The sequence below is a fragment of the Heterorhizobium halophytocola genome, from assembly GCF_017873095.1.
Classification (GTDB): domain Bacteria; phylum Pseudomonadota; class Alphaproteobacteria; order Rhizobiales; family Rhizobiaceae; genus Allorhizobium; species Allorhizobium halophytocola.
This window is the reverse complement of sequence record NZ_JAGGJU010000001.1, coordinates 643,345-667,895: the sequence shown is the minus strand read 5'-3', so window position 1 is coordinate 667,895 and position 24,551 is coordinate 643,345. Positions and strand designations below refer to the sequence as shown.

Sequence of the window (24,551 nt, the reverse complement as noted above, 5' to 3'; positions counted from 1 at the left end):
GGTAAGCTTTCGTCTGGGACTGTTGAAAAAAGAGGGCCCCGGTCTGTCTGACCGGGGCCAAAGGTGCGCAGAGGCGCACTTAATTCATGGCGATGTAGTCGTTGGTGTAGACGGTGGAGACATCGACCTTGCCCTGCATGTCGAAATATTTCTGCAGCAGGTCTTCCGACTGCTCCCAGTCGGCCTGGTCCGTCCAGCCGAAGGGCTTGCCCTCGCTGCGGGCGGAATGCATCAGCGGTTCCAGCAGCTTCAGAGATTCCACACTGATGCCTTTTTCCACCAGGGGGCGGGCCTTCAGCATGGCGTCGACGGCCTCTTCCGGGTTCTTGAAGCCGTCGGCATAGGATTTTGCCGTCGCGGCGACGAACCGCTTGATCAGATCCTGATGCGATTTTTCATAGCTCTTGGTGGTGACGAACCCGGTGCCGAGAATGTTGATACCCTCGTCGGAGATCATCAACGGCTTGGCAATCTCGGCCTTGGACGCAACGGTCGGCACCTGGGTGAAGATCCAGCCGGTCATCGCGTCCGCGTTGCCGCTGAGCAGCGCCTGGATGTCCTGGCCGGCCTTCATGTTGATCTTCGTGACCTTGGATGCATCGACGCCGGCGGCCGCCATGTAGGCGTCGAAAAGCTTGGCCGAGGCACTGTCGGGCGTAATGGCGATGGTCTTGCCCTCAAGGTCTTTGGGCGACTTCAAAGGGTTGTCCTTCAGGGAGATCAGCGAGTCCGGCAGCTTCTGGATCAGGCCGGCGACGCCGACCAGGTCCATGCCGGCGGCAACCGACTGGATCATCGTCGAGTAGTTGGCCATGACAATGTCGGCATTGCCGGCGGCAGCCGCCTGGAGGGCCGGGTTCGTGCCCTGTCCGTCCTCGATCGTCAGATCGATGCCGGCCTCCTTGTAATAGCCTTTTTCAACGCCATAGAAGATCGGCGCATGGTAGCCGCTCGGCAACCAGTCCAGCTTCAGCTTCAGCGCATCGGCCGCAAAGCTGGCCTGTGCGCTCAATCCGGCCAGGGCGCCGGCGGTGAGCAAGAGGCGACAGCTGGCGGCAAAAACTTTGGTGACTTTCCGGATCATTGTTTGGTTCCCACTTTGTATACCACTGGTATATCTTTTCAGTTTTTTGACGTTTTGCAAGCCGCAAGCATGCAGATTCTGCATTCGATTTGACGTTGCTCAATTTTGAGGCAGGTGAGGTGGCGCCTGGCGTTGCGATGGGCAGACGCCGTGGCGAATGGCTGAGAAATGGCCGCGTCGCGCGGAATTCAGCATTCGGCACGCTTTGTGCATGCGATTGGTCGACAGTTGGTATTCCATATTTTAAGGCGGGCCGCGGCGTGGCCGGCGTAGCCATGGATGCCGTCTACAGCCAAGGGAGTACAGGCATGGCCCCGCAGGAAAAACGTTACCCGAGCCTCGTCGAGGCGCCTGGGCCCGCGCCTTTGATCGAGCTTGAAAAGGTTTCCGTGCACTTTGCCAGCCAGGATGGTGCACGGGTGACGGCATTGCAGTCGCTTAATCTGCAGATCCGGTCCGGCGAGATCATGTCGCTTGTCGGGCCATCGGGGTGTGGCAAGTCGACGACCCTGCGGCTGATCGCCGGCCTGCAGCAACCAAGCGAGGGCATGCTGACGATCCATGGTGGTGCCAAGCGCAAGGGTTTTTCGGAGGTCGCGATCGTCTTCCAGCGTCCAACCCTGTTGCCTTGGCTCGATGTACTGTCGAACGTCCTTTATCCGGCGCGGGTGCTGTCCCGTCGTCTGGGTGCCGAGCAGAAGGCGCGGGCCATGGACCTGCTCGACCTGGTCGGGCTTGCCGATGCGGCCTCGAAGAGGCCGCGCGAACTCTCCGGCGGCATGCAGCAGCGGGTTGCCATCTGTCGCAGCCTGATCCTCGATCCGAAGATCCTGCTGATGGACGAGCCCTTCGGTGCGCTCGATGCGCTGACCCGGGAAGACCTGCAACTCGACCTGCTGCGCATTCATGCCGAAACGGGCAAGACCATACTCCTGGTCACGCATTCGATCAGCGAGGCCGTGCTGTTGTCGGACAGGGTGGCGGTAATGTCCGCGCGACCGGGCCGCCTGCAGGAACTGCATGTCATCGACATTGCCAAGCCGCGCAGCCACCACACGCCGTCCGATCCGAAATTCGTCAGCCATGCACAGCAGATACGCGACGAAATCTTCGAGCCCCGCAAGGAGAACTGATCATGGTCACCGCCCGACATCGCCGCTATCTCATGCCGCTCCTGGCCTTTGCCGTGTTCATTGGCTTGTGGCAGGCCGTCAGCAGCCTGTTTGCGGTGCCGACCTATCTGCTTCCGTCGCCGATCGACATCGTCGAGGGCGGGCGGCAGCTCGGATACACGCTGTTCAGCAACGCGGCGGAAACCCTGAAGACAATTCTGCTCGGCTTTCTGCTCTCCTGCCTTGTCGGCATCCCGCTCGGCATCCTGGTGTCGGTCAATCGCACCGTCTCGGAAGCGTTCTATCCGATCATCGTTTTCCTCAATGCGATCCCGATCGTCGCCATCGCACCGGTGATCGTCGTCATTTTCGGCACCGACATGACGGCGCGGCTGATCATCGTCACGCTGATCGCCTTCTTTCCGATCATGGTGGCGACCGCGACCGGCATTCTGGATACACCCGAGGAAATGCGCGATCTGGCCGCGGTCACCGGGGCCGGTACCCTTGTCGAGGTGCTGACGATCCGGCTGCCGCATGCCATGACCTTCGTCTTTGGCGGATTGCGGATCGGCGTGACCGTCGCCGTCGTGGGTGCCGTGGTCGCCGAGTTCGTCAATGCCAACAAGGGGCTCGGTTTTCTCGTGGTCTCCTCGACGTCGCAATTCGAGATCGGGATGGCCATGGCCTGCGTCACCATGCTTGCGCTGATCAGCGTGCTGCTCTACCAGGCGGTCGGCCTGGTGCAGCGCCTTTTCTTCGACTGGACCGTTGCCGAAAGCCGGTAACGACCAGGCGTTACAAACGGTCGGAATGGCCATTCCGCCGGACGGGAAAAAATCCTCCGGCGAGGGCTTGGAATTCAAAACTGATAATCTTATATAACGATTATCGCTGTCACGGTCACCCGATCGCGCCGGCCTTTTTCATTTTTTCGGAGTCGTTAGATGAGCACCAGGCGTTTCGCCGCGGTCGCTTCGATGCTGACGGGCTTCCCGCTCTTCCTCTCGGCGCTGCTGGTTCCCAACAGTCCAATGGTCGAAGGCGTTGTCCGCATTCTGCACCGGGCCGCTGCCCCCATCACCCTTCTCATTTGAGTTGGGCCAAATTCAAATCAAGACGGCGCCGGTGGAATCCACCGGCGCCGTCCGTCTTTCTGGCGGCCCTGCCATCAGGCGGCCGCATTCAGTTCCTGATGCACCAGGCTCACCCAGTAGGCAGCACCCAGCACGATGATCTCGTCGTTGAAGTCGTAATCGGGCATGTGGTTGTTCTTAAACGCGTCGCCCTTGCCATTGCCGATCATCACATTGCAGCCGGGTCGCATCTCCAGCATATAGGCGATGTCGTCGGCGGCATTGATCGGTGGACTGTCGCCGTCGACATTTTCGGCGCCGACCAGGGCCGTGATCGCTGCAATCGCCATCTCGGTTTCGCGCGGGGCGTTGACCACTGGCGGATAGCCCCGCTGATAGTCGATATCGGCATAGCAATTCGACATCGCCGCACTGTGCTCGGCGACATCGCGCAAGCGTCTTTCCAGCAGGTCGCGAATCTCAGGGTTATGACAGCGTGACGTGCCGGTTACCTCGATTTCGGCTGGAATGACATTGTGGCTGGAGCCGGCCTTGATGATGCCGATCGACAGCACTGCGGATTCGAGGCCTGGCACGTTACGGCCGATGATCGCCTGCAGGCCAAGAATGAAATGCGCGAGTGGAATGGTGGTATCGGTCGATTTTTCCGGCGCCCCCCCATGGCCGCCTGTGCCGCGAAAGGTCACCGTCCAACTGTCGGCGCAGGCAAGCTGCGGCCCCTTGCGGGTAATGAACTTGCCGACTTCCAGGCCCGGCTTGTTGTGCAGCGAATAGACCGCGTCGCAAGGGAAGCGCTCGAAGAGACCCTCGTCAATCATCTTCTTGCCGCCGGCGCCGCCTTCCTCGGCCGGCTGGAAGATGCAATGCACGGTGCCTGCGAAATCCGGATTCTCCTTCAGATACCGTGCAGCGCCGAGCAATGTCGTGGTGTGGCCGTCATGGCCGCAGCCATGCATCTTGCCCGGGATCGTCGAGCGGTGGGCAAAGCTGTTGGTCTCCACCATGTTGAGCGCATCCATGTCGGCGCGAAGCCCGATCGACCGGTTGCCTGGCCGGTTGCCGGTGATCGTTGCCACCACGCCGGTCTCGGCAATTCCGGCTTCGAACGGAATGCCCCATTCGGTGAGCTTTTCCTGCACCAGCGCGGATGTGCGTACCTCCTCGTAGGATGTCTCCGGGTGCATGTGGATGTCGTGGCGGATCGCTATGAGTTCCGCCTCCCGGGCTTTCAGGCGGGCCGAGAGCTCTTCCTTTTTCATTATGCGGTCCTTCGCTGGCTGATGGATCTGCCTCTCTTGCAGGCAGGTCGTGAAACTGCACGCCGTCTCGGCACTAGACAGCATTCCGACGGTATTCTACTGGTATGCCATTGAGAAGTCTTTTTTTGACCCAGTTCCATCCAAAGGAGAGCCCATTGATGATCTGTCGCGTCCGATCCGTTGTCCTCGCCGCACTCGTGGCCGGTGCAAGCTTCGCCGGAAATGCCAATGCCGCCGACAAGGTCACCTTCCAGCTCGACTGGACGCCGGGCGGCATTTCGGCTGCGTGGTATCTCGGCGTTGAAAAGGGCTGCTTTACCGATCAGGGGATCGACCTGACGATCACCCGCGGCTACGGCGCAGCCGATGCGGTGACGAAGATCGGCACCGGTGTTGCCGAATTCGGCATCACGGATCTCGGGGTAATCATCGCCTCAATCGCCAACAACCAGGTCCCGGTGAAGGCGATCATGCCGGTGGTGTCGCAGTCGCCGGCGGGTCTCGCCGTCCTCGAGGACAGCCCGATCAAGACGCTGAAGGATCTGGAAGGCCACAGCGTCGCCTCGTCCAACGGCAATGCCGCCATGCAATTGCTGCCGCTCGGCATGAAGCTGGCCGATGCGGACATGTCAAAGGTCAAGGTTCTGACCGCTGAGCCTGCGACGCTGAACGGGCTATTGCTGCAGGGCAGGACGGATTCGCTGGCGAGCTATGTCACCTCGACGGTCGGGCTGCAGTCGGTTGCCAAGAAGGTCGGCAAATCTGTCCGCTCGATCGGCTACGGCGTGGATCTCGACATCTACAACGCGTCTGTCTTTACCTCCACCAAACTGTTGGCAGAAAAGCCGGAACTGGCAGCCCGTTTCGTCAAGGCCGCAGAGTGCACCTATGACCTCGCCCGCAAGGACCCGGAGGCCTCCATCGACGCCATGGTGGCGAGCGTCGAGGGCATGCAGAAGGCAAGCCAGACGGACATTGTTCCCTTCGCCTACGACTTCGCCTTCAACAACAAGGTGTTCGAGGCCAATGGCTACCGTTTCGACATGACGCGTGTGTCGCACAATATCGACGTCGTCGCCGAGGCATTGTCGCTGAAGAGCAAGCCGAAGGCCGCGGATGTCGTGGCCGAGATCGGCAAGTAAGGCTCCAACGGGTTTCGGCCGGGGTCAGTCCCCGGCCGAAACCATGCATTGGTCAGCCGTAAGACCTCTGATTGTCGCCGCCCGAGCTGCGCAGCCCGGCCGTCGCAACGCCATCGACGCTGCCATCGTCCGACAGCACGACACCGAACAGCCGTGCAGCGTCCTCTGCCGTATAGCGTTCCAGCATCACGTCATAGGCGACAGCCTGCGGATCGCGGGTCATCGGATCGCCGTAGCCGCCGCCGCCGGGCGTCATCACCCGCACCCGGTCGCCGGGCTCCAGCGGAATGTCCTGCGCCTTCGACAGGTGCAGGGGGACAATAGTCTTACCGCCCGAAAATACCTTGACCGCATTCGGCGCCCCATCGCCGCCGCCGATCGCGCCCGGTGGTCCGAAGCGGCCGTGGTCCATGACGAAGCTGGCCGTTGCCTGGCCGCGGCGCAGCTCGATCTCGTAGTCGAGGCCGAAGCCGCCACGATGACGACCGGCACCGCCCGATCCCTCGCGCAGGGCATAGCGGTGGTAGAGAACCGGATATTGCTGTTCCATGATTTCCACCGGCGGCGACTTGGAAATGCCGATTGTCGAACAGCCGTTGGCAAGCCCGTCGTGATCGACATTGCCGCCATAGCCGCCGCCCGAGATCTGGTACATGACGAAGCCCTGTCCGCGTTCGGGATCAAAGCCGCCAAGAGCAAAATTGCCGGAACTGCCGGCCGGCGACGCCGTCACCCGGTCCGGAAGCGCCTCGACCAGGGCGGCGAAGACGGCCTCGGCGATGCGCTGGGACACTTCCGCCGCACAGCCGGACACCGGGCGTGGATATTGGGCGTCGAGGAAGGTGCCCTCCGGCCGGATGATGTTGAGCGGCTCGAAGGCGCCGGCCGAGATCGGCACATCCGGGAAGATGTGGCGCATGGCGAGATAGACCGAGGACAGGGTCGTCGCCAGCACCGAGTTCATCGGCCCGCGGCAGGGTTTTGACGAGCCGGTGAAATCGAAGGTCAGTTCGCCATCCTTCGCCGTCACTTTCAGCTTGATTTCGAGCGGCTCGTCGACGACGCCGTCGCTGTCGATATAGGCGGTCGAGGTGTAGATGCTCTCCGGGATGAGGCGGATATAGCTGCGCATCTGATCGGCGGCACGGATGCGCAATTCGCCGATCGCCTCGGTCACGGTGTCGTCGCCATAGCGGTCGAGCAGGCGGGCCAGCCGCTTTTCGCCCACCAGAAGCGCCGCCGCCTGGGCCTTTACGTCGCCGATCCGCTGTTCGGCAACCCGGATATTGGAGCAGATGATCGCGTAGATCTCCGGGTCGAGCTTGCCTTCCTTGAACAGCCTGACCGGCGGCAGGCGCAGGCCCTCCTGTTCGACCGAGGTCGCCGAGGCGGAAAAGCCGCCAGGCACCGCACCGCCGGTATCCGGCCAGTGGCCGGTGTTCGACAGCCAGCAGAAGATCTCGCCATCGCGGTAGACAGGCATGGCAAAGCGCACATCCATCAGATGGGTGCCGCCGAGATAGGGGTCGTTGACGATATAGATGTCGCCCGGCTTGGGGGCTGCCGCCTTGCCCGCGGCGATCATTTCGATCAGCACCCGGGTGGAATACTGCATGGTGCCGACGAAAACCGGCAGGCCGGTCAGGCCCTGCGAGATCAGCGAGCCGTCGACGGCGGAATAGATGCCGTCGGAGCGGTCATTGGCCTCGGCAATCACCGGCGAGAAGGCGGCGCGGGAAAACGACAGGTCCATCTCGTCGCAGACCTGTTGCAGGCCGGACTGGATGACCGAAAGGGTAATCGGATCGATGCTCATGCCGCTGCTCCAAGGGTGATGATGATATTGCCGTCATGATCCTGGCTCGCGACGTCGCCGGGTTCGATGATGATCGTCGTGTCCATCTGCTCGATGATGGCCGGACCGGTGATGGTGGCATCGGCCGGTAAATGGTCGCGCCAATAGATCGGGGTCTCGACGAAGCCGTCGAAATAGACCTGCCGGGTGCCCGTCTTGGCGTCTTCCAGGCTCGACTTGCGGCCGGCGCTGTCGATCAGGGCCGACAGGTCGATTTCAGCGCGGCGGCCGATCACGGAGGTGTTGACGTTGACCAGATTGGCGCGGATTTCCGGCAGTTCGACGTGGAAGCGGGCGAAATAGGCCTCTTCGAAGCGCTGCTGCAGTTCCTGGCGCGTTGGCGCCGGTCCGGGCAGGGGCACGCGCAGCAGGTGCGTCTGGCCGATGAACTGCATGTCAACGGAGGTGATTTCGCGGATCTCGCGGATCGCGACGGCTTCCTTGCCGATCAGCCGGCGACCTTCCTCGCTCTGCCTGGCAAAGAGTTCGTGGACGGCGTCCATGTCGGCGACGGCGAGCGGCCGGTTGACGGTGTTGACGAAATCGTGGCGCAGATCCGCGACGACGCAGCCGAGCGCATTGGTGATGCCGGGGCGCGAGGGTGCGAGGACTTTCGGAATCCCGAGCTCTCGGGCGATGGCCGAGGCGTGCAGCGGCCCGGCGCCGCCGAAGGCAAACAGCGCGAAGTCGCGCGGGTCTTCGCCGAGGCTGACCGAGACCATCCGCACGGCATCGGCCATCCGGGCATTGCCGATCCGGATGACGGCCGCTGCCGCCTCGATGGCGTCGAGGCCGAGCGTGTCGCCGATCTCCGTCTGGAAGATCTGCTTGACGCCGTCAAGCGTGATCCCGCCCTGCACCTTGTTGAGGCGCGCGGGGTCGAGGCGTCCGAGCAGCAGATTGGCATCGGAGATGGTGGGGCGGGTGCCGCCGCGGCCATAGCAGATCGGTCCCGGGGTAGAGCCCGCACTTTCCGGACCGACCTGCAGCAGCCCTGCCGGCGTGATTCGGGCGATCGAGCCGCCGCCGGCGCCGACGGTGCGCACGTCTACCATCGGCACGTGGATCGGCATGGCATATTCGACCTCGATCTCGTTGGAGACCGTCGGCTCGGCATTGCGGATCAGCGCCACGTCGGTGGAGGTGCCGCCCATGTCATAGGTGATCAGGTTTGGCATGTTGGCGCGGCGGCCGGTATAGGCGGCGGCCATCACGCCGGAGGCGGGCCCCGACATCACGGTCTTTGCCGCTTCTCTGGCTACGTGCCTTGCCGAGACCATGCCGCCATTGCCGTTCATCACCAAGACATCGTGCCGGTAGCCGCGGCCGGCCAGCGTATCGGCCAGCCGTTCGACGTAGCGGCGCAGCAGCGGCTGGACCGAGGCGTTGACGGCAGCCGTCACGCCGCGCTCGTATTCCCGGCTTTCCGACAGCAGCGAATGGCCGAGCGTGATATTGCCGTTCGGCCAGAGCTCAGCGGCAATCTCGCCGGCGCGCAGTTCATGGACGGGATTGGCATAGGCATGCAGGAAGTGGATGACCAGCGCCTCGCAATCCTTGTCGATCAGCGCCTGTATCGCGCTCTTCAACGCGTCTTCATCGAGCGGGGTCACGATCTCGCCGCGGGCATCGAGCCGCTCGGGGATCTCCAGCCTGAGATCGCGCGGGATGATTGGCCTGAAGTCGCCCTTCATTCCATAGGCCTGTGGACGGGTGCGTCGGCCAAGCTCCAGCACGTCGCGAAAGCCCATGGTGGTAATGAAGCCAGTCTTGCAGAGCTGGCGTTCCAGCACCGCGTTGGTGGTCGTCGTGGTGCCGTGGACGATCAAGTCGAGGGCGGCAATATCGGCCTCCGCCGCGTCAAGGGCGGCGACCACGCCGAAGGCCTGGTTGTCCAGCGTCGTCGGCACCTTGGCGAGGCGGACCGTGCCATGGGCGGCGTCGAACAGCACGAGGTCGGTAAAGGTGCCGCCGACATCGATGCCGGCCACCACCGATTGGCGCCCAACGCTTGCGGCGATCGCCTCATCCGGTTTGACTTGTTGATCCACGCAGGTTCCCTTCTCGTTATCTGTTCTCTGAAGGTCGGGGAGGGGCTGTCAGCGCAGCCCGTCCTTTCCCTCGACCTCGGATGTCTTCAATCCGCCGACACGGGGCAACGGCCGGCCGCTATCGGTGACCGCGACCGCCACCAGGATCTCGTTTGCCCGCGGCGCGTCGTTGAGGCTGACGCGCATGGCGTCGAAATGCGAGCGGACATAGGCCGCGTCCTTGTGGCCGAGGGGCACGTCGAGGACCTGGCCCGGACCGCCGATGGCCTTGGAAGAGGGGACAAGGGCCGCACCCTTTTCAACGGCGTCACGCAGCGGCTTGCCCATCGCGGGATGCAGCAACGCGGCGGCATGTTCCAGCTCGCCATTCTCGCCGACCATCGCTGCCTTGCCGTAGCTCTCGGCCTCGCCAGGCGCGATCCCAAGAGCCTCGACGCATTTGCGACCGAGCAGGCCGCCGAGCTCCGCACCGATATCGATCAGGTCTGCAAGATCGTCTTCATAGCGCCCCGCAAAGGGATTGCGGATCACGGCGACCGCGCAGGCCTTGCGCGTTACCGGCTCCACCGCCTTGCCCATCTCCCGATGCGTCTCGTCGACGAAGACCGCGATCTTGCGGATCTCGGCTTTCATCGAAGCCCGTCCTCGCCCTTGATCTCGTCCGCCTTCAGGCCGCCGACGCGGGCATGGATGCGGCTGCCGGTGGTCATCACAAGCACCAGCGCGATCTCGTTGGCGCGGGGCCCGTCCGGCACGCCGACTTCCATGGCGTCGAAATGGCTGCGGACATAGGAGGCATTGATATGGGTGACCGGCACATCGAGGCGCGTGCCGGGAGCGCCGACCTTCTTGGTCGAGGGCACGATCGCCTTGGCGTCCCCGAGGATCTCGCGCATCGCGTAGCCGCCGGGCACATGCCAGAGGGCACCGTGTTCCAGCTCGCCGGCCTGGCCGACGATCGCGCCCTTGCCATAGCCCTGAATTGTCTTGGCATCGCCGCCGAGTGCCTTGACCAGACGGTTTGCCATTTCAAGGCCGAGCGGTTCCAGATCCTTCATGAAGCCGGAGATCTCTTCGTGATAGCCGCCGGCATAGGGGTTCTCGATCACGGCGATCACCGAACCACGCAGCAGCGGCGCATCGGCGGCCGGGCCGCCTTCGTGATAGATTTCCTCGACAGTGGTCAGGAACTTGCGGATTTTTGGGTCAGGCATGGGGTCTCCTCTCGGGAATGGGCGGTCTGGCGCCGAAGGCCGGCGCCGTGCTGTTGTTCGGGGTCGCCGTCGCCACGCGTCCCTGATCTTGCAGAAACAGGGCGGCGCGCGAAATCAGGCCACGGTCGATAAAATCCTGCGCGCGGGTTTCGCCGGCGCGGAGCGCCCTTGCGACGTCCTGGCCAGCCAATGTGTCGCAGCCGGTGACGACAAGACGGCTGCCGAGGTCGCTGTCATCCTTGATGCTGTCGGCCGGTGCGCGGGCGATCGCCGGATGGCCGGGCAGGTCGACGGCATTGGCAATCAGCGTCGCAGCGGCGTCGGCCGCTGCCGCACTCCTTGCCACGACCGTGACGCTGTCGGCGATGCCGAGGGAGAGGCTGCGCCCGCCGCGGCCGGAGGTGGCAAGGCCACTGTGTCCTTCGCTTGCCTGGACGGTGAACCGGCCGAGCGCGGCGCCGTCCTCGTGGCGGATGCCGATGGCAAATTCTGCGCCGTCATCCAGATGCAACGCGATGTCGCCGCCATTGTTGACATAGATGCGCTGCGGGCGATCGTTTTGCGGGAATGCGCGGATCATCGCGGCAAGCACCTCGTCGGCCACAGCGCCTGCCACGGCGGCCATCGGGGTGATGAAACAGTCTGCCGAAAACAGCGCCACGGCATCGACCATCCGGCCGGCGACCGCGCCTTTCGGCCGCGTACTGTGCGGCGCATGCCGCTGACGCAGGAGGTCCAGTTCGGACACGAGTTCGTCGAGGATTGTCTGGAAGCGCTGATGGGCTGCCCGAAAGGCGAGGGTGCGCTGCCGCGTCAGTCTGGTGTCGTCATCGCCGCCGTCGACACCGATGACGAGATCGATCGGGCCGTGCTGCAGATGCAGCCGGCCGCCGTCATGGCCATCGAGATAGTGTGCGACGGGCCCGCTCATGGCCTCAGCCGCCCCAGCTGAAGTTCTTGCGCGCCGTCGGCCAGGCGCCTTCCGCGACCTTGCCGATCCGGCGTTCGGCCTGCGCGATGGCCTCCTCGATCGGCATGACGGCTTCCATGTGGCCGCCAAGCGCGCGGTAGTCTTCGAGCCGCATGGTGAATTCGATCGGGGCGACGATCGCGGGGGTCGGCACATAACCGAAGCTGTTCGACGGCATCTGCGTCACATCGGCCATCACCGTGATGCCGCCACCCGGCCAGACATAGGCCGGCGCGCCACCGCAGGAGACGTAGGTCAGCGCGTCCTTGACCGACCGCGTCAGCCGGACCGGATTGGTCGTGACACCCGCCCGCAGGCTGCCGCCGGCGCCGCCCATGAACAGCACCGATGTCATCGCCGGCTCGCAGTTTTCCGAGACGACGGCGACCGTCTCCTCGATGGCTGCGGGCAGCACGTCCTGTTTCACCGGACAGAGATTGTCGTCGAGAATATAGTAGCCGTACTGGTCGCCGGTGGTAGAGACCATCAGCAGCCGCATGCCGGCCCAGGCGGTCTTCGGGTCGAAGTCGCCGAGGATCGACAAGGGGTCGGAGATGTTGGTGCCGCCCCAGCCGGTGCCGGGCTCGGCCACCTGAAAATAGCGACCGGGCGTCGAGCGACGCCCCTTGATCTTGATGCCGGTCGGCTTGATATCGAGCAGCTTGCCGGCCTGGTGCTCTGACAGAACGCCGGTGATGTGGTCGTCGACCACCACCACGTCGTCGACCATGTCCTTCCACTGCTTGGCGAAGATGCCGATGGTGGCCGAGCCGCAGCCGACGCGCATGCGCTCTTCCAGCGTGTCGTTGATAACGGGGGGCTGGCCCGCCTTCAGCGTCATGCGAGCACCGCCATCGACCGTCATCTCGACGTCTTCCAGGTTGCAAAGCCGCATCAGCGCGTCGCAGGTGACGCGGCCCTCCTTCTTCGAGCCGCCGGTCAGGTGGTGCACGCCGCCGAGCGACAGCATCTGCGAGCCGTATTCGCCGGTCGTCACATGACCGATCGCCTCGCCGTCGACGCGCACCAGCGCGGTCTCCGGACCGATGAAGCGGTCGGTGTCGATCTTCACCTTGGCCCCGCAATAGGAGAATATGCCCTCGGTGACGACGGTCACCATGTCGACGCCGTCCTGCTTCTGCGAGACGATGAAGGGGGCGGGCTTGTAGTCGGGATAGGTGGTGCCGGCGCCGACCGCGGTCACGAAGGTCTGGCCGGCATGCACGATGTCGCCATCCCAATCGGGCTTGGCGTCGGGCAGGAAGGGCACGACCTTGCCGCCATCGGCGGCGGAATGTTCGATCACGGTGAGCGGATCGACGCGGACCAGATCGCCGCCCTCATTGGCATAACGGTCACAGGCACCCGACTTGCCGTCGGCGATGTAGCACATCACCGGACAGGCATCGCACCGGATCTTGCCATTGAGCGAGCTTTCGACCTGCTGCTTGACCATTGAAGCGCTCCCGGCGCGCAAAGCGGTATGCGGCGCCTGATTGTGGATTGTTCCCGTATGCCGTTTTCGGCACTTTCATTTGTGTACGAATGACTATCTGCGCATTTTCGATCATGTCAAGCTTTCATCCGCGTCGCAAACGGCTTAAATGGGGCAGGGAGAGGCGCTTCGATCTTTGGCGGGGAACCTTGAGAGACGATCTGGGAGTGGTGATGCCGGAAGACGGGGAAGAAGAGGCAGGCGGCGAGGAGCGGGGCTCCGCGGATGCCTATCGCGTCGATCAGCAGATCGGCTATTTCCTGCGCCAGGCGAACCAGCGGCATGTCGCGCTGTTCGGCGAACGCATGGAGGAACGTCTGACCACGACTCAGTGGGCAGCGCTGACGAAGCTGCATGAACTGGGCCCTACCTCGCAGAACCAGCTCGGCCGCGTAACGGCCATGGACGTGGCGACGATCAAAGGGGTCGTTGATCGGCTGATCGCCCGCGGCTATGTCGCTTCCGCACCGGATCCGACCGATGGCCGCAGACTTGTGCTCTCTGTCAGCGAAGTTGGACAAGCCGCCATTCGGCGCAATCTCTCCGCGGCCATGGATGTCAGCGACGCTACGCTCTCGCCGCTCACCTCGGGCGAACGGCAGATGCTGATCGAACTGTTGAAAAAGATCTGCTGAGCAGGGTCTCCCGCGCGGTGTTTCGTATCCGCGGATCTGGTCTCAGAATTCATTTGCGCACCAATGATTTCCCGTTATCATTCCGGTCATGGATGCGCTCAATAAAAACCAAAATGGGAACGCCGCAATCCTGACCTTGCCGCCGCCTGGATGCGGCTTGAGGCAGCTCTGCGCGCGATGTCCCGCCGAAAGGCCGGCTGGCGATGACCCATCGGCGGTATAGGCTCGACATCAATGGCGAAATGGTCGCGTTCGACCTCGCGCCGGACACTCCTCTTCTTTATGTGCTGCGCAATGATTGCGGGCTGAACGGGCCGAAATTCGGCTGCGGTCTTGGCGAATGCGGTGCCTGCGTGGTGCTGGTCGATGGCCGGGCGGTGCGCGCCTGTGCGACGAAGATCGGTACGCTTGAAGGGCGCAGCGTCACGACCCTTGAAGGACTGGCAACAGACGGTCGGCCGCATCCGGTGCAGCAGGCCTTTGTCGAGATGCAGGCCGCCCAATGCGGCTATTGCCTGAACGGCATGATCATGGCGACGGTTGCCCTGCTGACGCGCAATCCGAAGGCGAGCGAGGCCGAGATTCGCCAAGCGCTGTCCCGGCAGCTCTGCCGTTGCGGCACCCATATGGAAATTCTGGCGGCGGTGCGCCGCGCCCGCGACCTGATGGCCTCAGGCGTTGAGCAGGACAGTGTGCAGGAGAAACGGCCATGAGCGGGCTGACCGAACAGGGGCGCGGTGCCTATCTGCAGGAAGACGATATCCTGCTGGTTACCGACGCTGCCGGCGACAATGACCCGGCCATCTATTTGGCCCTGCGCGGCAATGGCGACGTGATCGCCTTTAACGGCCATGTCGATCTCGGCACCGGCATTCGCACGGCCCTGGCGCAGATCGCGGCGGAAGAGCTCGATATCCCCTTCGAGCGAGTGCGCATGGTGCTCGGCTCGACCGGGGCTGCTCCCGACCAGGGACCGACGATCGCGTCCGAAACCATCCAGATTACCGCAAAACCCCTGCGGCTTGCGGCGGCAACGGCCCGGCGGTATTTGCTCGATCTCGCGGCTGCCGAATTTGGTGTCATCGTCGACGACCTCGTCGTTGATGACGGCGTCGTGTCCACGGTCTCGGACAAACGCTCCATCCCCTACGAAATGCTGATCTCCGGACGCCGTATCCGCCTGGAACTCGACGCCGAGGCTGCAGTGAAGCCGGTCGAGGCCCATCGTCTCGTCGGCCGCTCGCAGCCGCGCAACGATATCGCCGCCAAGGCGCGCGGCGACTGGACCTATGTGCATGACGTGCGGGTTGCCGGCATGCTGCATGGCCGCGTCGTACGCCCGCCTTATGTCGGCTACGATCATGGGGCGGAGGTCGGCAACAGCCTGATCTCCGTCGACGAGAGTTCGGTCGCCGACATTCCAGGCCTTGTCCGGGTGGTGGTATCAGGCGACTTTGTCGGCATCGTCGCATCCCGCGAGGAGTTTGCCGCCAAGGCTGCCGAACAGCTGGTCGTCCACTGGAAGGTGGCCGATGCCAGACCGGATCTGAATAATCCGGAAGAGGCCCTGCGCGGCAACCGCTCGACCCGACGCGTGCTGACGGATCGCGGGGATGTCGAGCGCGGACTTGAGGCGGCTGCGACCAAATTCGAGCGGACCTATGTCTGGCCCTATCAGATGCATGGGTCGATCGGCCCGTCCTGCGCCGTCGCAGACTGGCGGCCGGAGGGAATGACCGTCTGGTCCGGCACGCAGAACCCGTTCTGGATCCGTCGCGATCTCGCCCGCCTCCTCGATATGGACGAAGGCGCGATTACGGTCGAGCGCTTCGAGGCGGCGGGTTGCTACGGCCGCAATTGTGCAGACGACGTGACGGCCGATGCGGCCTTGCTGTCGCGTGCCGTCGGGGCGCCGGTGCGGGTGCAATTGACGCGGGCGCAGGAGCATGGCTGGGAGCCGAAGGGGGCCGCCCAGCTGATCGATGTGCGCGGCGGGCTCGATAATGAAGGCGGCCCGGCCGCCTATGATTTCGAAACGAGCTATCCCTCCAATCTGTCGCCGACGCTGGCGCTGATCCTGACCGGCAAGCTGCCGCCGACGCCCGATACCGCGCAGATGGGCGACCGCACGGCGATCCCGCCCTATGCGATTGGCAATATGCGGATCGCCGTCCACGACATGCCGCCGATCGCCCGCGCCTCGTGGTTTCGAGGGGTTTCGGCCATGCCGAACTCCTTTGCCCATGAAAGCTTCATGGACGAACTGGCCTTTGCGGCCGAGGTCGATCCGGTCGAGTACAAGCTGCGTTACCTGACCGATCCGCGCGCGATCGACCTGGTGAAAACGGTGGCCGAGAGGGCCCAATGGACGCCGCGCACGCGCTGGGGCAGCGAGGGCCGGGAAGGCGACGTGCTCTACGGGCGCGGCTTTGCCTATGCGCTCTATGTCCATGGCACTTTTCCCGGAACGCCCGCTGCCTGGTCCGCGTGGGTCGCCGATGTCGCTGTCAACCGCCGCACCGGAGAGATCGCGGTGACGAAGGTCACGGTCGGCCAGGATTCCGGCATGATGATCAACCCGGACGGCGTGCGCCACCAGATCCACGGCAATGTCATCCAGTCGGTCAGCCGCGTGCTGAAGGAAAAGGTAACCTTCTCGTCGACCGCGGTCGAAAGCGTCGAATGGGGCGGCTATCCGATCCTGACCTTCGAGGAAGTGCCCGATATCGACGTCGTGATGATCCCGCGCCAGAACGAGGAGCCGCTCGGTGTCGGCGAAAGTGCCTCGGTGCCGAGTGCCGCGGCCATCGTCAATGCGGTCTATGACGCGACGGGCATCCGCTTTCGCGAATTGCCGCTGACACCGGACAAGGTGTTGGCAGCGCTTGATGGGCGCGAGCAAAATGCGCTGCGGCTTGACGGCAAGAAGACGCGCAAGCGGGCATTTAAATGGGGCTTCGGGCTGGCAGGTCTTGCCGGACTGTCGGCCGTCGGGCTTGCAACGCTGTCGCCGATCCGTCCGGCGATCGCCACCATCGAACGCCCGGATCCCTCGGTCTTCAGTCCGGCCAGCATCGAGCGCGGCCGGCTGGTGGCGGCTGCCGGCGGCTGCGCCGTCTGCCACGTCGGAGCCGATGGTCGAGGCTATGCCGGCGGGCGCGCCTTCGATACGCCCTTCGGCACGGTGAGAGCCGCCAATATCTCGCCCGATGCGGCACATGGCATCGGCGGCTGGTCCTACGCGGCCTTCGTGCGCGCCATGCGCGAGGGGATATCCCGGGATGGCTCACATCTCTATCCGGTCCATCCCTACACGTCGTTCGTCAATGTCGAGGACAAGGACCTGCAGGATCTCTATGCCTATATGATGAGCGGGACGGCGGTGGCGGAAAAGCCCGAGACGTCGAACCTCAAATTTCCCTTCGCCATGCGCGGACTGATGGCCGGGTGGAACGGTCTCTTCCTGCGGCCGGCCGAAATTCCCTATGATCCGGCAAAGGGCGAGACGTGGAACCGCGGTGCCTATCTGGTCGAAGGGCTCGGCCACTGTTCCGCCTGCCACAGCGACCGCAATGTTCTGGGCGCCGAGATCAGGGGACCCGCCCATCTGGCTGGCGGATTTGCCGATCACTGGACGGCGCCGGCGCTGACAGCGGCGTCGAAAAGCCCGGTCGGTTGGACCAAGGCGGCGCTGTTTGCCTATCTGCGCCATGGTCATGCCAGCGACCATGGCAGCGCCGGCGGGCCGATGGCCGATGTGATCCGCTCGCTTTCCGGGCTGCCGGATGCCGATATCGAGGCGATGGCGACCTATTTGGCAGGCATCGGAGGCGACGTGAGCGCGGAGCAGGCGACGTCAGCGCGCGACACCGCGCTGCGAAACGCCGGGCAGGCAAGGCCTGCCGCAGCGCTTGCCTATCCCGAAGGGGCACGGATCTTTTCCGGTGCCTGCAGCGCCTGTCACGAGACCGACGGGATGCTGGCCTCGCTGGCGCTCAACAGCAATCTGCATGATGCCAGTCCGGTCAATGTGCTGCAAAGCATCCTGCACGGCGCCGAGGCTCCGGCGAGCCTGGCTTCGACGGCCGGGGCCGATACCGAGGTGATGACCATGCCGGCCTTTCGCGACAATTTTTCCGATCGGCAGATCGGCGAACTTGTCGGCTACCTGCGGGCACGCTTTGCGCCGGGTGAGAAGCCATGGGAAGGACTGGCAGATAGCATGACAAAGATGCGCGGTGCGGAGCATTAGAGCGCCCGCACCGCAACGTTCTGATGCGATAGAAAGCTGGGCCTACCCGACGAAGGCCCGCTCGACGACGAAGGTCGCCGGTGCGTTATTGGCGCCTTCGACGAGGCCGAAATTCTCCAGGATTGCCTTGGTGTCCTTGAGCATGTCCATCGAGCCGCAGATCATCGCCCGATCGACGGCCGGATCGATCTTCGGCACGCCGAGATCCTCGAACAACTTGCCGCTTTTCATGAGATCGGTCGCCCGGCCCATGCGCTCGGAATGCTCTCGGGTGGTCGTGGCATGAAGCCGGAGGCGCCCGGCGGCCATTTCGCCGATCAGCGGGTCGTCCAGCAGATTGTCGACCAGCTCGGTCGCATAGGTTAGTTCGCCGACGTCTCGGCAGGTCTGGACGAGGATCACCTCCTCGAATTTCTCAAAGGTCTCGGGATCGCGCACGAGGCTGGCGAACGGCGCGACGCCGGTACCGGTCGACAGCATGTAGAGCCGCTTGCCCGGAACCAGCGCGTCGAGCACCAGCGTGCCGGTCGGCTTCTTGCGCATCAGCACGGTGTCACCCGGCTGGATCTTCTGCAGATGTTCGGTGAGCGGTCCGTTCTCGACCTTGATCGAAAAGAATTCGACCTCCTCGTCCCAGGAGGGGCTGGCGATAGAATAGGCGCGGTAAACGGGTTTTTCGGCGTTCGGCAGGCCGATCATGACGAATTCGCCGGAGCGGAAACGGAAGCTCGGGGGACGGGTGATGCGGAAGCGGAACAGTCGGTCGGTATAGTGCTGAACCTCGACGACTGTTTCGGCGAAGACATTTTCCGGGATCGGAAAGCTGCTCTGCACGGTCTCAACGGCGTTCGTCGCACTGGTCATCTGCAAATCCCCGGTTAAACTCATTTGTACACAAACGAGTTTTTATGCGGTTGTCAATTGCCTTCCTGGCCCGCTTCGTCATCTCGCGCGCCCGTGCCGGTCTCCAGTAGCCGGCGCAGGAGATAGAGAAACGCCACCCGTTCGGCAGGGTTCAGGCCCTCCATGGTCAGGTCGGAAATCCGCGCTGCGCTGGGGATCAGGTCGCCTAGAAGCGCGTGCGCTGCCGGGGTCAGCGCCATGATGACCTTTCGGCCGTCCTGATCATCGCGCGAGACTGAAATCAGGTCGCGCGCCGTCAGGCGGTCGATGATGCCGCGGATCGTGCCTTGGTCGATCGCCGTTGCGCGCACCAGTTCGGTCTGCGAACTGGGACCGCGGTCGCGCAGCACGCAAAGGGTGACGAACTGGACCGAGGTGATGCTCGGGTCTTGTACATTTTCCTGAAAGATTGCCAAATGCCGCTGGTAGACGCGCCGAAGAAGGTGCCCGACCTGTTCCGTGACGTCGTAGGGTGTGCCCATCGATGTTCAACCTCGGAAATAGAGTACACACCATAGATACACGCAAACGACCGGATGAGAAGCGCGTGTTGCTCGGAAAAGATCAAAAAACAGGCTGAAAAATCGCTTGCATTTATAGTGAGCACACCAGAGTATCGAGCATGGCATTATTGCTTGGGCGCCCCCGATGAGGGGATCTTCCAAGGGCCGAAGCCGCAAGACAAAGAAGACCGCAAACGGTCGCAGCCAGAGAGAGAACAGTTATGAAACGCATTCTAGCTATCACGATGGGCGCCGTGGTCGGTCTTTCGGCCGGAGCGCAAGCCTTCGCCGCCGATATCAAGATCGGCGAAATCAACAGCTATTCCGGTCTCCCGGCCTTTACCGAGCCCTACAAGAAGGGCTGGCAGATGGCGCTCGACGAGATCAATGCAGCCGGCGGCATCAATGGCGACAAGCTGGTCGTCATCTCCAAGGACGACGGCGGCAAGCCGGGTGATGCGATCACCGCTGCCAACGAGCTCGTCTCCAAGGATGGCGTGGCGCTGATTGCCGGCTCGTTCTTCTCCAATATCGGCCTGGCCGTCTCCTCCTTTGCCAAGCAGAAAAAGGTCTTCTATCTGGCCGGCGAGCCGCTGACCGATGCGATCACCTGGGAGAAGGGCAATGACTATACCTTCCGCCTGCGGCCCTCGAACTATGTCCAGGCGGCCATGCTCGCCAAGGAGGCCGCCAAGCTGCCCGCCAAGAAGTGGGCGACGATCGCGCCGAATTACGAATACGGCCAGAGCGCCGTCGCGGTCTTCAAGGAACTGCTGAAGAAGGAGCGTCCCGACGTCGACTTCGTCGCCGAGCAGTGGCCGCCGCAGGGCAAGATCGATGCCGGCTCGGTGTCGCAGGCGATCGAGGCCGCCAAGCCCGACGCCATCCTCAACGTCACCTTCGGTGCCGACCTTGTCAAGCTCGTACGCGAAGGCACGACCCGCGGCCTGTTCAAGGATCGCTCGGTCGTTTCCTTCCTGACGGGCGAACCGGAATATCTCGACCCGCTGAAGGGTGACGCGCCGGAAGGCTGGATCGTCACCGGTTATCCCTGGGACAAGGTCGATATCGCCGAACACAAGACCTTCCTCGCCGACTATCAGAAGAAATACGACGACTATCCGCGCCTTGGCTCGGTCGTCGGCTATACGCTGATGAAGTCGATCGCCGCGATCCTGACCAAGGCCGGCTCGACCGATACCGACGCGCTGATCAAGGCGGCCGAAGGTGTCAAGGTCGATACGCCGTTTGGCGAGATCACCTATCGCGCGGCTGATCACCAGTCGACGCTCGGCGCCTTTGTCGGCAAGACGGCACTGGTCGATGGCAAGGGCACGATGGTCGACTTCAAATACGAGAGCGGGGCCGACTTCCTGCCGAGCGAAGAAGACGCTGCCAAACTGCGCCCTTGAGGCATTTCGGGGGCAGGATGATCGCATCTGATCCACCCTGCCATCTGATCCGGCTTGCCGGGGCGCAGGCCAAATGCGCCTCGGTCTTCAGACTCCGACAGCAGACCCCGCGCCCGGCCGGCCGGGAAGGAGCTTTTTCTTGGATCTCTATTTCGCGCAATTCCTGACCGGGCTGGCGAATGCGGCGTCGCTTTTTCTCGTCGCCAGCGGCCTGTCGCTGATCTTCGGCGTCACCCGCATCGTCAATTTCGCCCATGCCGCCTTCTACATGCTGGGCGCCTATCTGGCCTATAGCCTGACCACCCGCTGGGAGAGCGCGCTCGGCTTCTGGGCAGCGCTCATCGTTGCCGGGATTGTGGTTGCAGTCATCGGCGCGCTGGTCGAGATCGTGCTGCTGCGCCGCATCTATCATGCGCCCGAATTGCTTCAGCTTCTGGCGACCTTCGGCGTCACGCTGATCATCGAGGATGCCGTGCGTCTGCTCTGGGGACCGGAAGATCTGGTCGGCCCGCGCGCCCCCGGCCTCGATGGCGCGGTCACCGTGTTCAACCATGCCATGCCGGTCTATGACTTCGTCCTGATCGCTCTCGGGCCGGCCGTGCTCGGTCTGCTGTGGCTGCTGCTGAACCGCACCCGCTGGGGCATGCTGGTACGCGCGGCGACCGAGGATCGCGACATCGTCAACGCACTCGGGGTCAATCAGAAATGGCTGTTTACCGGGGTCTTCGCGCTCGGCATCTTTCTGGCAGCCTTCGGCGGCGGCCTGCAGATTCCGCGCGATGCGGTCAGCCATTTCATGGATCTCTCGGTGATCACCGAGGTCTTCGTCGTCGTCGTCATCGGCGGGCTCGGCAGCATTCCCGGCGCCTTCGTGGCTGCCGTGCTCGTCTCGGAACTCAATGCCTTCGGCATTCTCGTGCTGCCCGGCATTTCGCTGGTGCTGATCTTCGTGGTCATGGCCGTCGTGCTGATCATCCGCCCCTTCGGCCTGTTCGGCCAGCCGATCGCCACGTCGCGCACGGCACTGATCAAGAACGTGGCCGCCTGGCGGCCATTGGCCGGTCGGGAACGGCTTCTGGCTGCTGCCGCCCTGCTGTTCCTCGTGGTGTTTCCCTATCTGCTCGGCGATTACGGCACAGGGGTCGCCGCCGAAGTGCTGATTGCGGTCGTCTTTGCCGTCAGCCTGCAATTCCTGATGTCGGTCGGCGGACTGGACAGCTTCGGCCATGCGGCCGGTCTCGGCCTCGGCGCCTATGGCGCGGCCCTGTCTGTCCAGTATTTCGAAGTGCCGATGGAGGCAGCGCTTGTCATCGGGCCGCTGGTGGCGGCGGTTGTCTCTGCCTTTGCCGGCTGGTTCTGCGTGCGGCTGTCCAACATCTATTTCGCCATGCTGACGCTTGCCTTTGCCCAGATTGTCTGGTCGGTCGCCTATCAGTGGGTCGACGTGACCGGCGGTGACAATGGCATCATCGGGGTCTGGCCGGCAGACTGGGCGAGCAGCACCAATGCCTTCTACTGGCTCTGTCTGGCCGCTGCGGCGCTTACCATACTGGTGTTTCGCCATCTGACCTTCTCGCCCTTCGGCTACGCCCTGCGGGCGCTCAGGGACTCGCCGATGCGCTCGGCCTCCGTCGGCATTTCCAAGCAGTCGATCCAGCACATTGCCTTCACCATCAGCGCCCTGTTTGCGGGCCTTGCCGGCGTGCTGCTTACCTATCTCAAGGGCAGCGTCTTTCCCGACAGTCTCGGCATCCCGACCTCGATCGATGCGCTGGTCATGGTGTTGCTCGGCGGTTTCGGCACGGTGTCGGGCAGCGTCGTCGGCGCGGCCGTCTACAAGACGGCGTCGATCTGGCTGATGAGCAATACCGACTATCCGCGCTTCATTCTCGGCGCCCTGATCATCGTGCTCGTCGTGGTCTTCCCGGAAGGCATTGTCGGCACGTTGAAGCGGCTGGTTTACCGGTTCGACCGCACGCGACGGAGTTCAGCCGAACCGGCGAACCTTGGCAAGGCGGGAGAGACGGCATGAGCAATTCCTACTCCCTGCTGTCGGTCAAAGGGCTTTCCAAGAGCTACCAGGGCGTCCAGGCGGTGCGTGGCGTGAGCTTCGATGTCGAGCGCGGCGAACTGCTGGCCATGATCGGCCCGAACGGCGCCGGCAAGAGCACCTGCTTCAACATGTTGAACGGCCAGATCCGGCCGAATGCGGGGCAGGTCAGGATCGACGGTATCGATACCACCGGCGTCTCGCCGCAGAAGATCTTCCGCCTTGGCGTCGGCCGCACCTTCCAGATCGCCCAGACCTATCTGTCGATGACCGTGATCGAGAATGTCCAGCTGGCGCTGCAGTCGGACCGGGCCGGCACCTACGGTCTCTCGGCCTTTTTCGGAACCCTCTCGAGGCCCTGGCGCGACGAGGCGATGGCGCTGCTCGAGCTGATCGGGCTCGGCAACCAGGCCGATCGTCTCTGCAGCGAGCTGCCCTATGGCGACGTCAAGCGGCTGGAGCTGGCGATCGCGCTTGCCGGCAATCCGAAGCTGCTGCTGATGGACGAACCTGCGGCCGGCATGTCGGGGCGCGAGCGGGTTGCGCTGATGGAGCTGACGGCGCGGATCGTGCGCGAGCGGCATATCGGCGTGCTGTTTACCGAGCACGACATGGATATCGTTTTCGAACATGCCTCGCGGCTGATCGTGCTCAATCGCGGCGAGATCATTGCTGCGGGCAAGCCTGCCGAGGTGCGTGAAGACCCGCAGGTGCAGGCCGTCTATCTGGGCTCCGGCTCCCTTTATGCGCAAGCCGAGGAACACTGATGCTCGAAGTCTCCAATCTGAACAGCTGGTACGGTCCGGCCCATATCCTCTTCGGCGTCGGGCTGGAGGCAAAGGCCGGTGAGGTCGTGGCCCTGCTTGGTCGCAACGGTGCCGGCAAGTCGACAACCTTCAAGTCGATCATCGGCCTGATCGAGGAGAAGACCGGCTCCATCCGTTTTCGCGGCGAGGAAATTTCGGGCCTGGCGCCCTACCAGATCGCCCGCAAGGGGCTGGGCTATGTACCGGAGGACCGGCGCATCTTCACCCAGCTGACGATTACCGAGAACCTCGAAGTCGGTCGCCAGCCGCCGCGGGAAGGCCTGCCGGAATGGACGCCGGAGCGGATCTACGACCTCTTCCCGAACCTGGCGGAAATGCGCAACCGCGCGGGGTCTGCGATGAGCGGCGGGGAGCAGCAGATGCTGACCATCGGCCGCACGCTGATGGGCAATCCCTATCTCGTGCTGCTTGACGAGCCTTCCGAGGGCATCGCGCCGAAAATCGTCGAACAGATGGCCGAAGCCGTCACCGTGATGAAGCAGGCGGGCGTCTGTGTCCTGCTGTCGGAGCAGAATTTGCCCTTTGCGCGGATGATCTCCGACCGCGCCTATGTCCTGGAAAATGGTGAAGTGCAGTTTGCCGGCACGATTGCGGAGCTTTCCGAGCGCGAGGATATTCGAAAGGCGTATCTGGCCCTTTAAGGCACGGTCGGATTGTTCAAAAAACAGGCAAAGAATCCTGTTGACTAGA

Annotated in this window: 21 protein-coding genes; 11 read left to right on the top strand and 10 right to left on the bottom strand. The window is 63.5% G+C overall.

The annotated features are described in order from the left end of the window. Nucleotides 1-79: 79 nt before the first annotated feature. Entirely contained in the window at nt 80-1,084 is a 1,005-nt protein-coding gene (locus J2Z17_RS03125; RefSeq protein WP_209942094.1) for an ABC transporter substrate-binding protein, read from the bottom strand. Between the two features lie 308 nt (nt 1,085-1,392). Here J2Z17_RS03125 and J2Z17_RS03120 point away from each other — a divergent pair, with 308 nt between their 5' ends. The 3 genes from J2Z17_RS03120 to J2Z17_RS03110 all read left to right on the top strand — a co-directional run bounded on the left by J2Z17_RS03120 (nt 1,393) and on the right by J2Z17_RS03110 (nt 3,293). Continuing rightward, on the top strand, nt 1,393-2,217 hold the full coding sequence (locus J2Z17_RS03120; protein ID WP_209942092.1) for an ABC transporter ATP-binding protein: 825 nt from the start codon (nt 1,393-1,395) through the stop codon (nt 2,215-2,217). Nucleotides 2,218-2,219: 2 nt separating this feature from the next. Then, nucleotides 2,220-2,984: an ABC transporter permease gene (locus tag J2Z17_RS03115; RefSeq protein WP_209942090.1), complete on the top strand. Its 765-nt coding sequence runs from the start codon at nt 2,220-2,222 to the stop codon at nt 2,982-2,984. 159 nt (nt 2,985-3,143) lie between these two features. Next, entirely contained in the window at nt 3,144-3,293 is a 150-nt protein-coding gene (locus J2Z17_RS03110) for a hypothetical protein (RefSeq protein WP_209942088.1), read from the top strand. A gap of 74 nt (nt 3,294-3,367) precedes the next feature. Here the strand turns inward: J2Z17_RS03110 and J2Z17_RS03105 are convergent, their stop codons facing one another. Then, nucleotides 3,368-4,552: a M20 aminoacylase family protein gene (locus J2Z17_RS03105; protein ID WP_209942086.1), complete on the bottom strand. Its 1,185-nt coding sequence runs from the start codon at nt 4,550-4,552 to the stop codon at nt 3,368-3,370. A 158-nt stretch (nt 4,553-4,710) separates the two neighbouring features. Here J2Z17_RS03105 and J2Z17_RS03100 point away from each other — a divergent pair, with 158 nt between their 5' ends. Beyond that, nucleotides 4,711-5,694: an ABC transporter substrate-binding protein gene (locus J2Z17_RS03100; protein ID WP_209942084.1), complete on the top strand. Its 984-nt coding sequence runs from the start codon at nt 4,711-4,713 to the stop codon at nt 5,692-5,694. Nucleotides 5,695-5,746: 52 nt separating this feature from the next. Here J2Z17_RS03100 and J2Z17_RS03095 read toward each other — a convergent pair whose 3' ends face one another. Genes J2Z17_RS03095 through J2Z17_RS03070 form a run of 6 tightly spaced genes read right to left on the bottom strand, consistent with a single transcriptional unit; the run spans nt 5,747 to nt 13,240 of the window. Further along, nucleotides 5,747-7,510, bottom strand: a complete 1,764-nt coding sequence (locus tag J2Z17_RS03095; protein ID WP_209942082.1) for a hydantoinase B/oxoprolinase family protein — start codon at nt 7,508-7,510, stop codon at nt 5,747-5,749. Further along, nucleotides 7,507-9,600: a hydantoinase/oxoprolinase family protein gene (locus tag J2Z17_RS03090; protein ID WP_209942080.1), complete on the bottom strand. Its 2,094-nt coding sequence runs from the start codon at nt 9,598-9,600 to the stop codon at nt 7,507-7,509. The genes J2Z17_RS03095 and J2Z17_RS03090 overlap by 4 nt, the downstream gene beginning before the upstream one ends. Before the next feature lie 48 nt (nt 9,601-9,648). Next, nucleotides 9,649-10,233 carry an amino acid synthesis family protein gene (locus J2Z17_RS03085; protein WP_209942079.1) on the bottom strand — a complete coding sequence of 195 codons (585 nt, stop codon included), beginning with the start codon at nt 10,231-10,233 and terminating at the stop codon, nt 9,649-9,651. Further along, a complete protein-coding gene (locus J2Z17_RS03080; RefSeq protein ID WP_209942077.1) occupies nt 10,230-10,814 on the bottom strand; it encodes an amino acid synthesis family protein in 585 nt (194 codons plus the stop codon). The genes J2Z17_RS03085 and J2Z17_RS03080 overlap by 4 nt, the downstream gene beginning before the upstream one ends. Continuing rightward, nucleotides 10,807-11,745, bottom strand: a complete 939-nt coding sequence (locus J2Z17_RS03075) for a UPF0280 family protein (RefSeq protein WP_209942075.1) — start codon at nt 11,743-11,745, stop codon at nt 10,807-10,809. The genes J2Z17_RS03080 and J2Z17_RS03075 overlap by 8 nt, the downstream gene beginning before the upstream one ends. Before the next feature lie 4 nt (nt 11,746-11,749). Continuing rightward, a complete protein-coding gene (locus tag J2Z17_RS03070) occupies nt 11,750-13,240 on the bottom strand; it encodes a 6-hydroxynicotinate reductase (protein ID WP_209942073.1) in 1,491 nt (496 codons plus the stop codon). 212 nt (nt 13,241-13,452) lie between these two features. Here J2Z17_RS03070 and J2Z17_RS03065 point away from each other — a divergent pair, with 212 nt between their 5' ends. From J2Z17_RS03065 to J2Z17_RS03055, 3 genes are all read left to right on the top strand, one after another. After that, on the top strand, nt 13,453-13,914 hold the full coding sequence (locus tag J2Z17_RS03065; protein WP_209942221.1) for a MarR family winged helix-turn-helix transcriptional regulator: 462 nt from the start codon (nt 13,453-13,455) through the stop codon (nt 13,912-13,914). Between the two features lie 203 nt (nt 13,915-14,117). Beyond that, nucleotides 14,118-14,627 carry a (2Fe-2S)-binding protein gene (locus tag J2Z17_RS03060; protein ID WP_209942070.1) on the top strand — a complete coding sequence of 170 codons (510 nt, stop codon included), beginning with the start codon at nt 14,118-14,120 and terminating at the stop codon, nt 14,625-14,627. Continuing rightward, nucleotides 14,624-18,166: a molybdopterin cofactor-binding domain-containing protein gene (locus J2Z17_RS03055; RefSeq protein ID WP_209942067.1), complete on the top strand. Its 3,543-nt coding sequence runs from the start codon at nt 14,624-14,626 to the stop codon at nt 18,164-18,166. Before J2Z17_RS03060 ends, J2Z17_RS03055 begins: the two co-directional genes overlap by 4 nt. A 42-nt stretch (nt 18,167-18,208) precedes the next feature. Here the strand turns inward: J2Z17_RS03055 and J2Z17_RS03050 are convergent, their stop codons facing one another. Beyond that, on the bottom strand, nt 18,209-19,030 hold the full coding sequence (locus J2Z17_RS03050) for a ferredoxin--NADP reductase (protein ID WP_209942065.1): 822 nt from the start codon (nt 19,028-19,030) through the stop codon (nt 18,209-18,211). A 53-nt stretch (nt 19,031-19,083) separates the two neighbouring features. Continuing rightward, on the bottom strand, nt 19,084-19,551 hold the full coding sequence (locus tag J2Z17_RS03045) for a MarR family winged helix-turn-helix transcriptional regulator (protein WP_209942064.1): 468 nt from the start codon (nt 19,549-19,551) through the stop codon (nt 19,084-19,086). Between the two features lie 242 nt (nt 19,552-19,793). Here J2Z17_RS03045 and J2Z17_RS03040 point away from each other — a divergent pair, with 242 nt between their 5' ends. The 4 genes from J2Z17_RS03040 to J2Z17_RS03025 all read left to right on the top strand — a co-directional run bounded on the left by J2Z17_RS03040 (nt 19,794) and on the right by J2Z17_RS03025 (nt 24,502). Further along, nucleotides 19,794-20,984 (top strand): ABC transporter substrate-binding protein, encoded by a 1,191-nt coding sequence (locus J2Z17_RS03040; RefSeq protein WP_209942063.1) that lies wholly within the window; start codon nt 19,794-19,796, stop codon nt 20,982-20,984. A 139-nt stretch (nt 20,985-21,123) separates the two neighbouring features. Beyond that, nucleotides 21,124-23,016, top strand: a complete 1,893-nt coding sequence (locus J2Z17_RS03035) for an ABC transporter permease (RefSeq protein WP_245223815.1) — start codon at nt 21,124-21,126, stop codon at nt 23,014-23,016. Next, complete coding sequence (locus J2Z17_RS03030) at nt 23,013-23,801, top strand: ABC transporter ATP-binding protein (RefSeq protein WP_209942061.1); 789 nt, start codon at nt 23,013-23,015, stop codon at nt 23,799-23,801. The genes J2Z17_RS03035 and J2Z17_RS03030 overlap by 4 nt, the downstream gene beginning before the upstream one ends. Then, nucleotides 23,798-24,502 (top strand): ABC transporter ATP-binding protein, encoded by a 705-nt coding sequence (locus J2Z17_RS03025; RefSeq protein ID WP_209942219.1) that lies wholly within the window; start codon nt 23,798-23,800, stop codon nt 24,500-24,502. The genes J2Z17_RS03030 and J2Z17_RS03025 overlap by 4 nt, the downstream gene beginning before the upstream one ends. Nucleotides 24,503-24,551 lie beyond the last annotated feature (49 nt).

Excerpts from the sequence above, each read along its gene's own strand:
- J2Z17_RS03125 (WP_209942094.1), bottom strand. The coding sequence starts at position 1,084 with ATGATCCGGAAAGTCACCAAAGTTTTTGCCGCCAGCTGTCGCCTCTTG.
- J2Z17_RS03120 (WP_209942092.1), top strand. The coding sequence starts at position 1,393 with ATGGCCCCGCAGGAAAAACGTTACCCGAGCCTCGTCGAGGCGCCTGGG.
- J2Z17_RS03115 (WP_209942090.1), top strand. The coding sequence starts at position 2,220 with ATGGTCACCGCCCGACATCGCCGCTATCTCATGCCGCTCCTGGCCTTT.
- J2Z17_RS03110 (WP_209942088.1), top strand. The coding sequence starts at position 3,144 with ATGAGCACCAGGCGTTTCGCCGCGGTCGCTTCGATGCTGACGGGCTTC.
- J2Z17_RS03105 (WP_209942086.1), bottom strand. The coding sequence starts at position 4,552 with ATGAAAAAGGAAGAGCTCTCGGCCCGCCTGAAAGCCCGGGAGGCGGAA.
- J2Z17_RS03100 (WP_209942084.1), top strand. The coding sequence starts at position 4,711 with ATGATCTGTCGCGTCCGATCCGTTGTCCTCGCCGCACTCGTGGCCGGT.
- J2Z17_RS03095 (WP_209942082.1), bottom strand. The coding sequence starts at position 7,510 with ATGAGCATCGATCCGATTACCCTTTCGGTCATCCAGTCCGGCCTGCAA.
- J2Z17_RS03085 (WP_209942079.1), bottom strand. The coding sequence starts at position 10,233 with ATGAAAGCCGAGATCCGCAAGATCGCGGTCTTCGTCGACGAGACGCAT.
- J2Z17_RS03080 (WP_209942077.1), bottom strand. The coding sequence starts at position 10,814 with ATGCCTGACCCAAAAATCCGCAAGTTCCTGACCACTGTCGAGGAAATC.
- J2Z17_RS03075 (WP_209942075.1), bottom strand. The coding sequence starts at position 11,745 with ATGAGCGGGCCCGTCGCACACTATCTCGATGGCCATGACGGCGGCCGG.
- J2Z17_RS03070 (WP_209942073.1), bottom strand. The coding sequence starts at position 13,240 with ATGGTCAAGCAGCAGGTCGAAAGCTCGCTCAATGGCAAGATCCGGTGC.
- J2Z17_RS03065 (WP_209942221.1), top strand. The coding sequence starts at position 13,453 with ATGCCGGAAGACGGGGAAGAAGAGGCAGGCGGCGAGGAGCGGGGCTCC.
- J2Z17_RS03060 (WP_209942070.1), top strand. The coding sequence starts at position 14,118 with ATGACCCATCGGCGGTATAGGCTCGACATCAATGGCGAAATGGTCGCG.
- J2Z17_RS03055 (WP_209942067.1), top strand. The coding sequence starts at position 14,624 with ATGAGCGGGCTGACCGAACAGGGGCGCGGTGCCTATCTGCAGGAAGAC.
- J2Z17_RS03050 (WP_209942065.1), bottom strand. The coding sequence starts at position 19,030 with ATGACCAGTGCGACGAACGCCGTTGAGACCGTGCAGAGCAGCTTTCCG.
- J2Z17_RS03045 (WP_209942064.1), bottom strand. The coding sequence starts at position 19,551 with ATGGGCACACCCTACGACGTCACGGAACAGGTCGGGCACCTTCTTCGG.
- J2Z17_RS03040 (WP_209942063.1), top strand. The coding sequence starts at position 19,794 with ATGAAACGCATTCTAGCTATCACGATGGGCGCCGTGGTCGGTCTTTCG.
- J2Z17_RS03030 (WP_209942061.1), top strand. The coding sequence starts at position 23,013 with ATGAGCAATTCCTACTCCCTGCTGTCGGTCAAAGGGCTTTCCAAGAGC.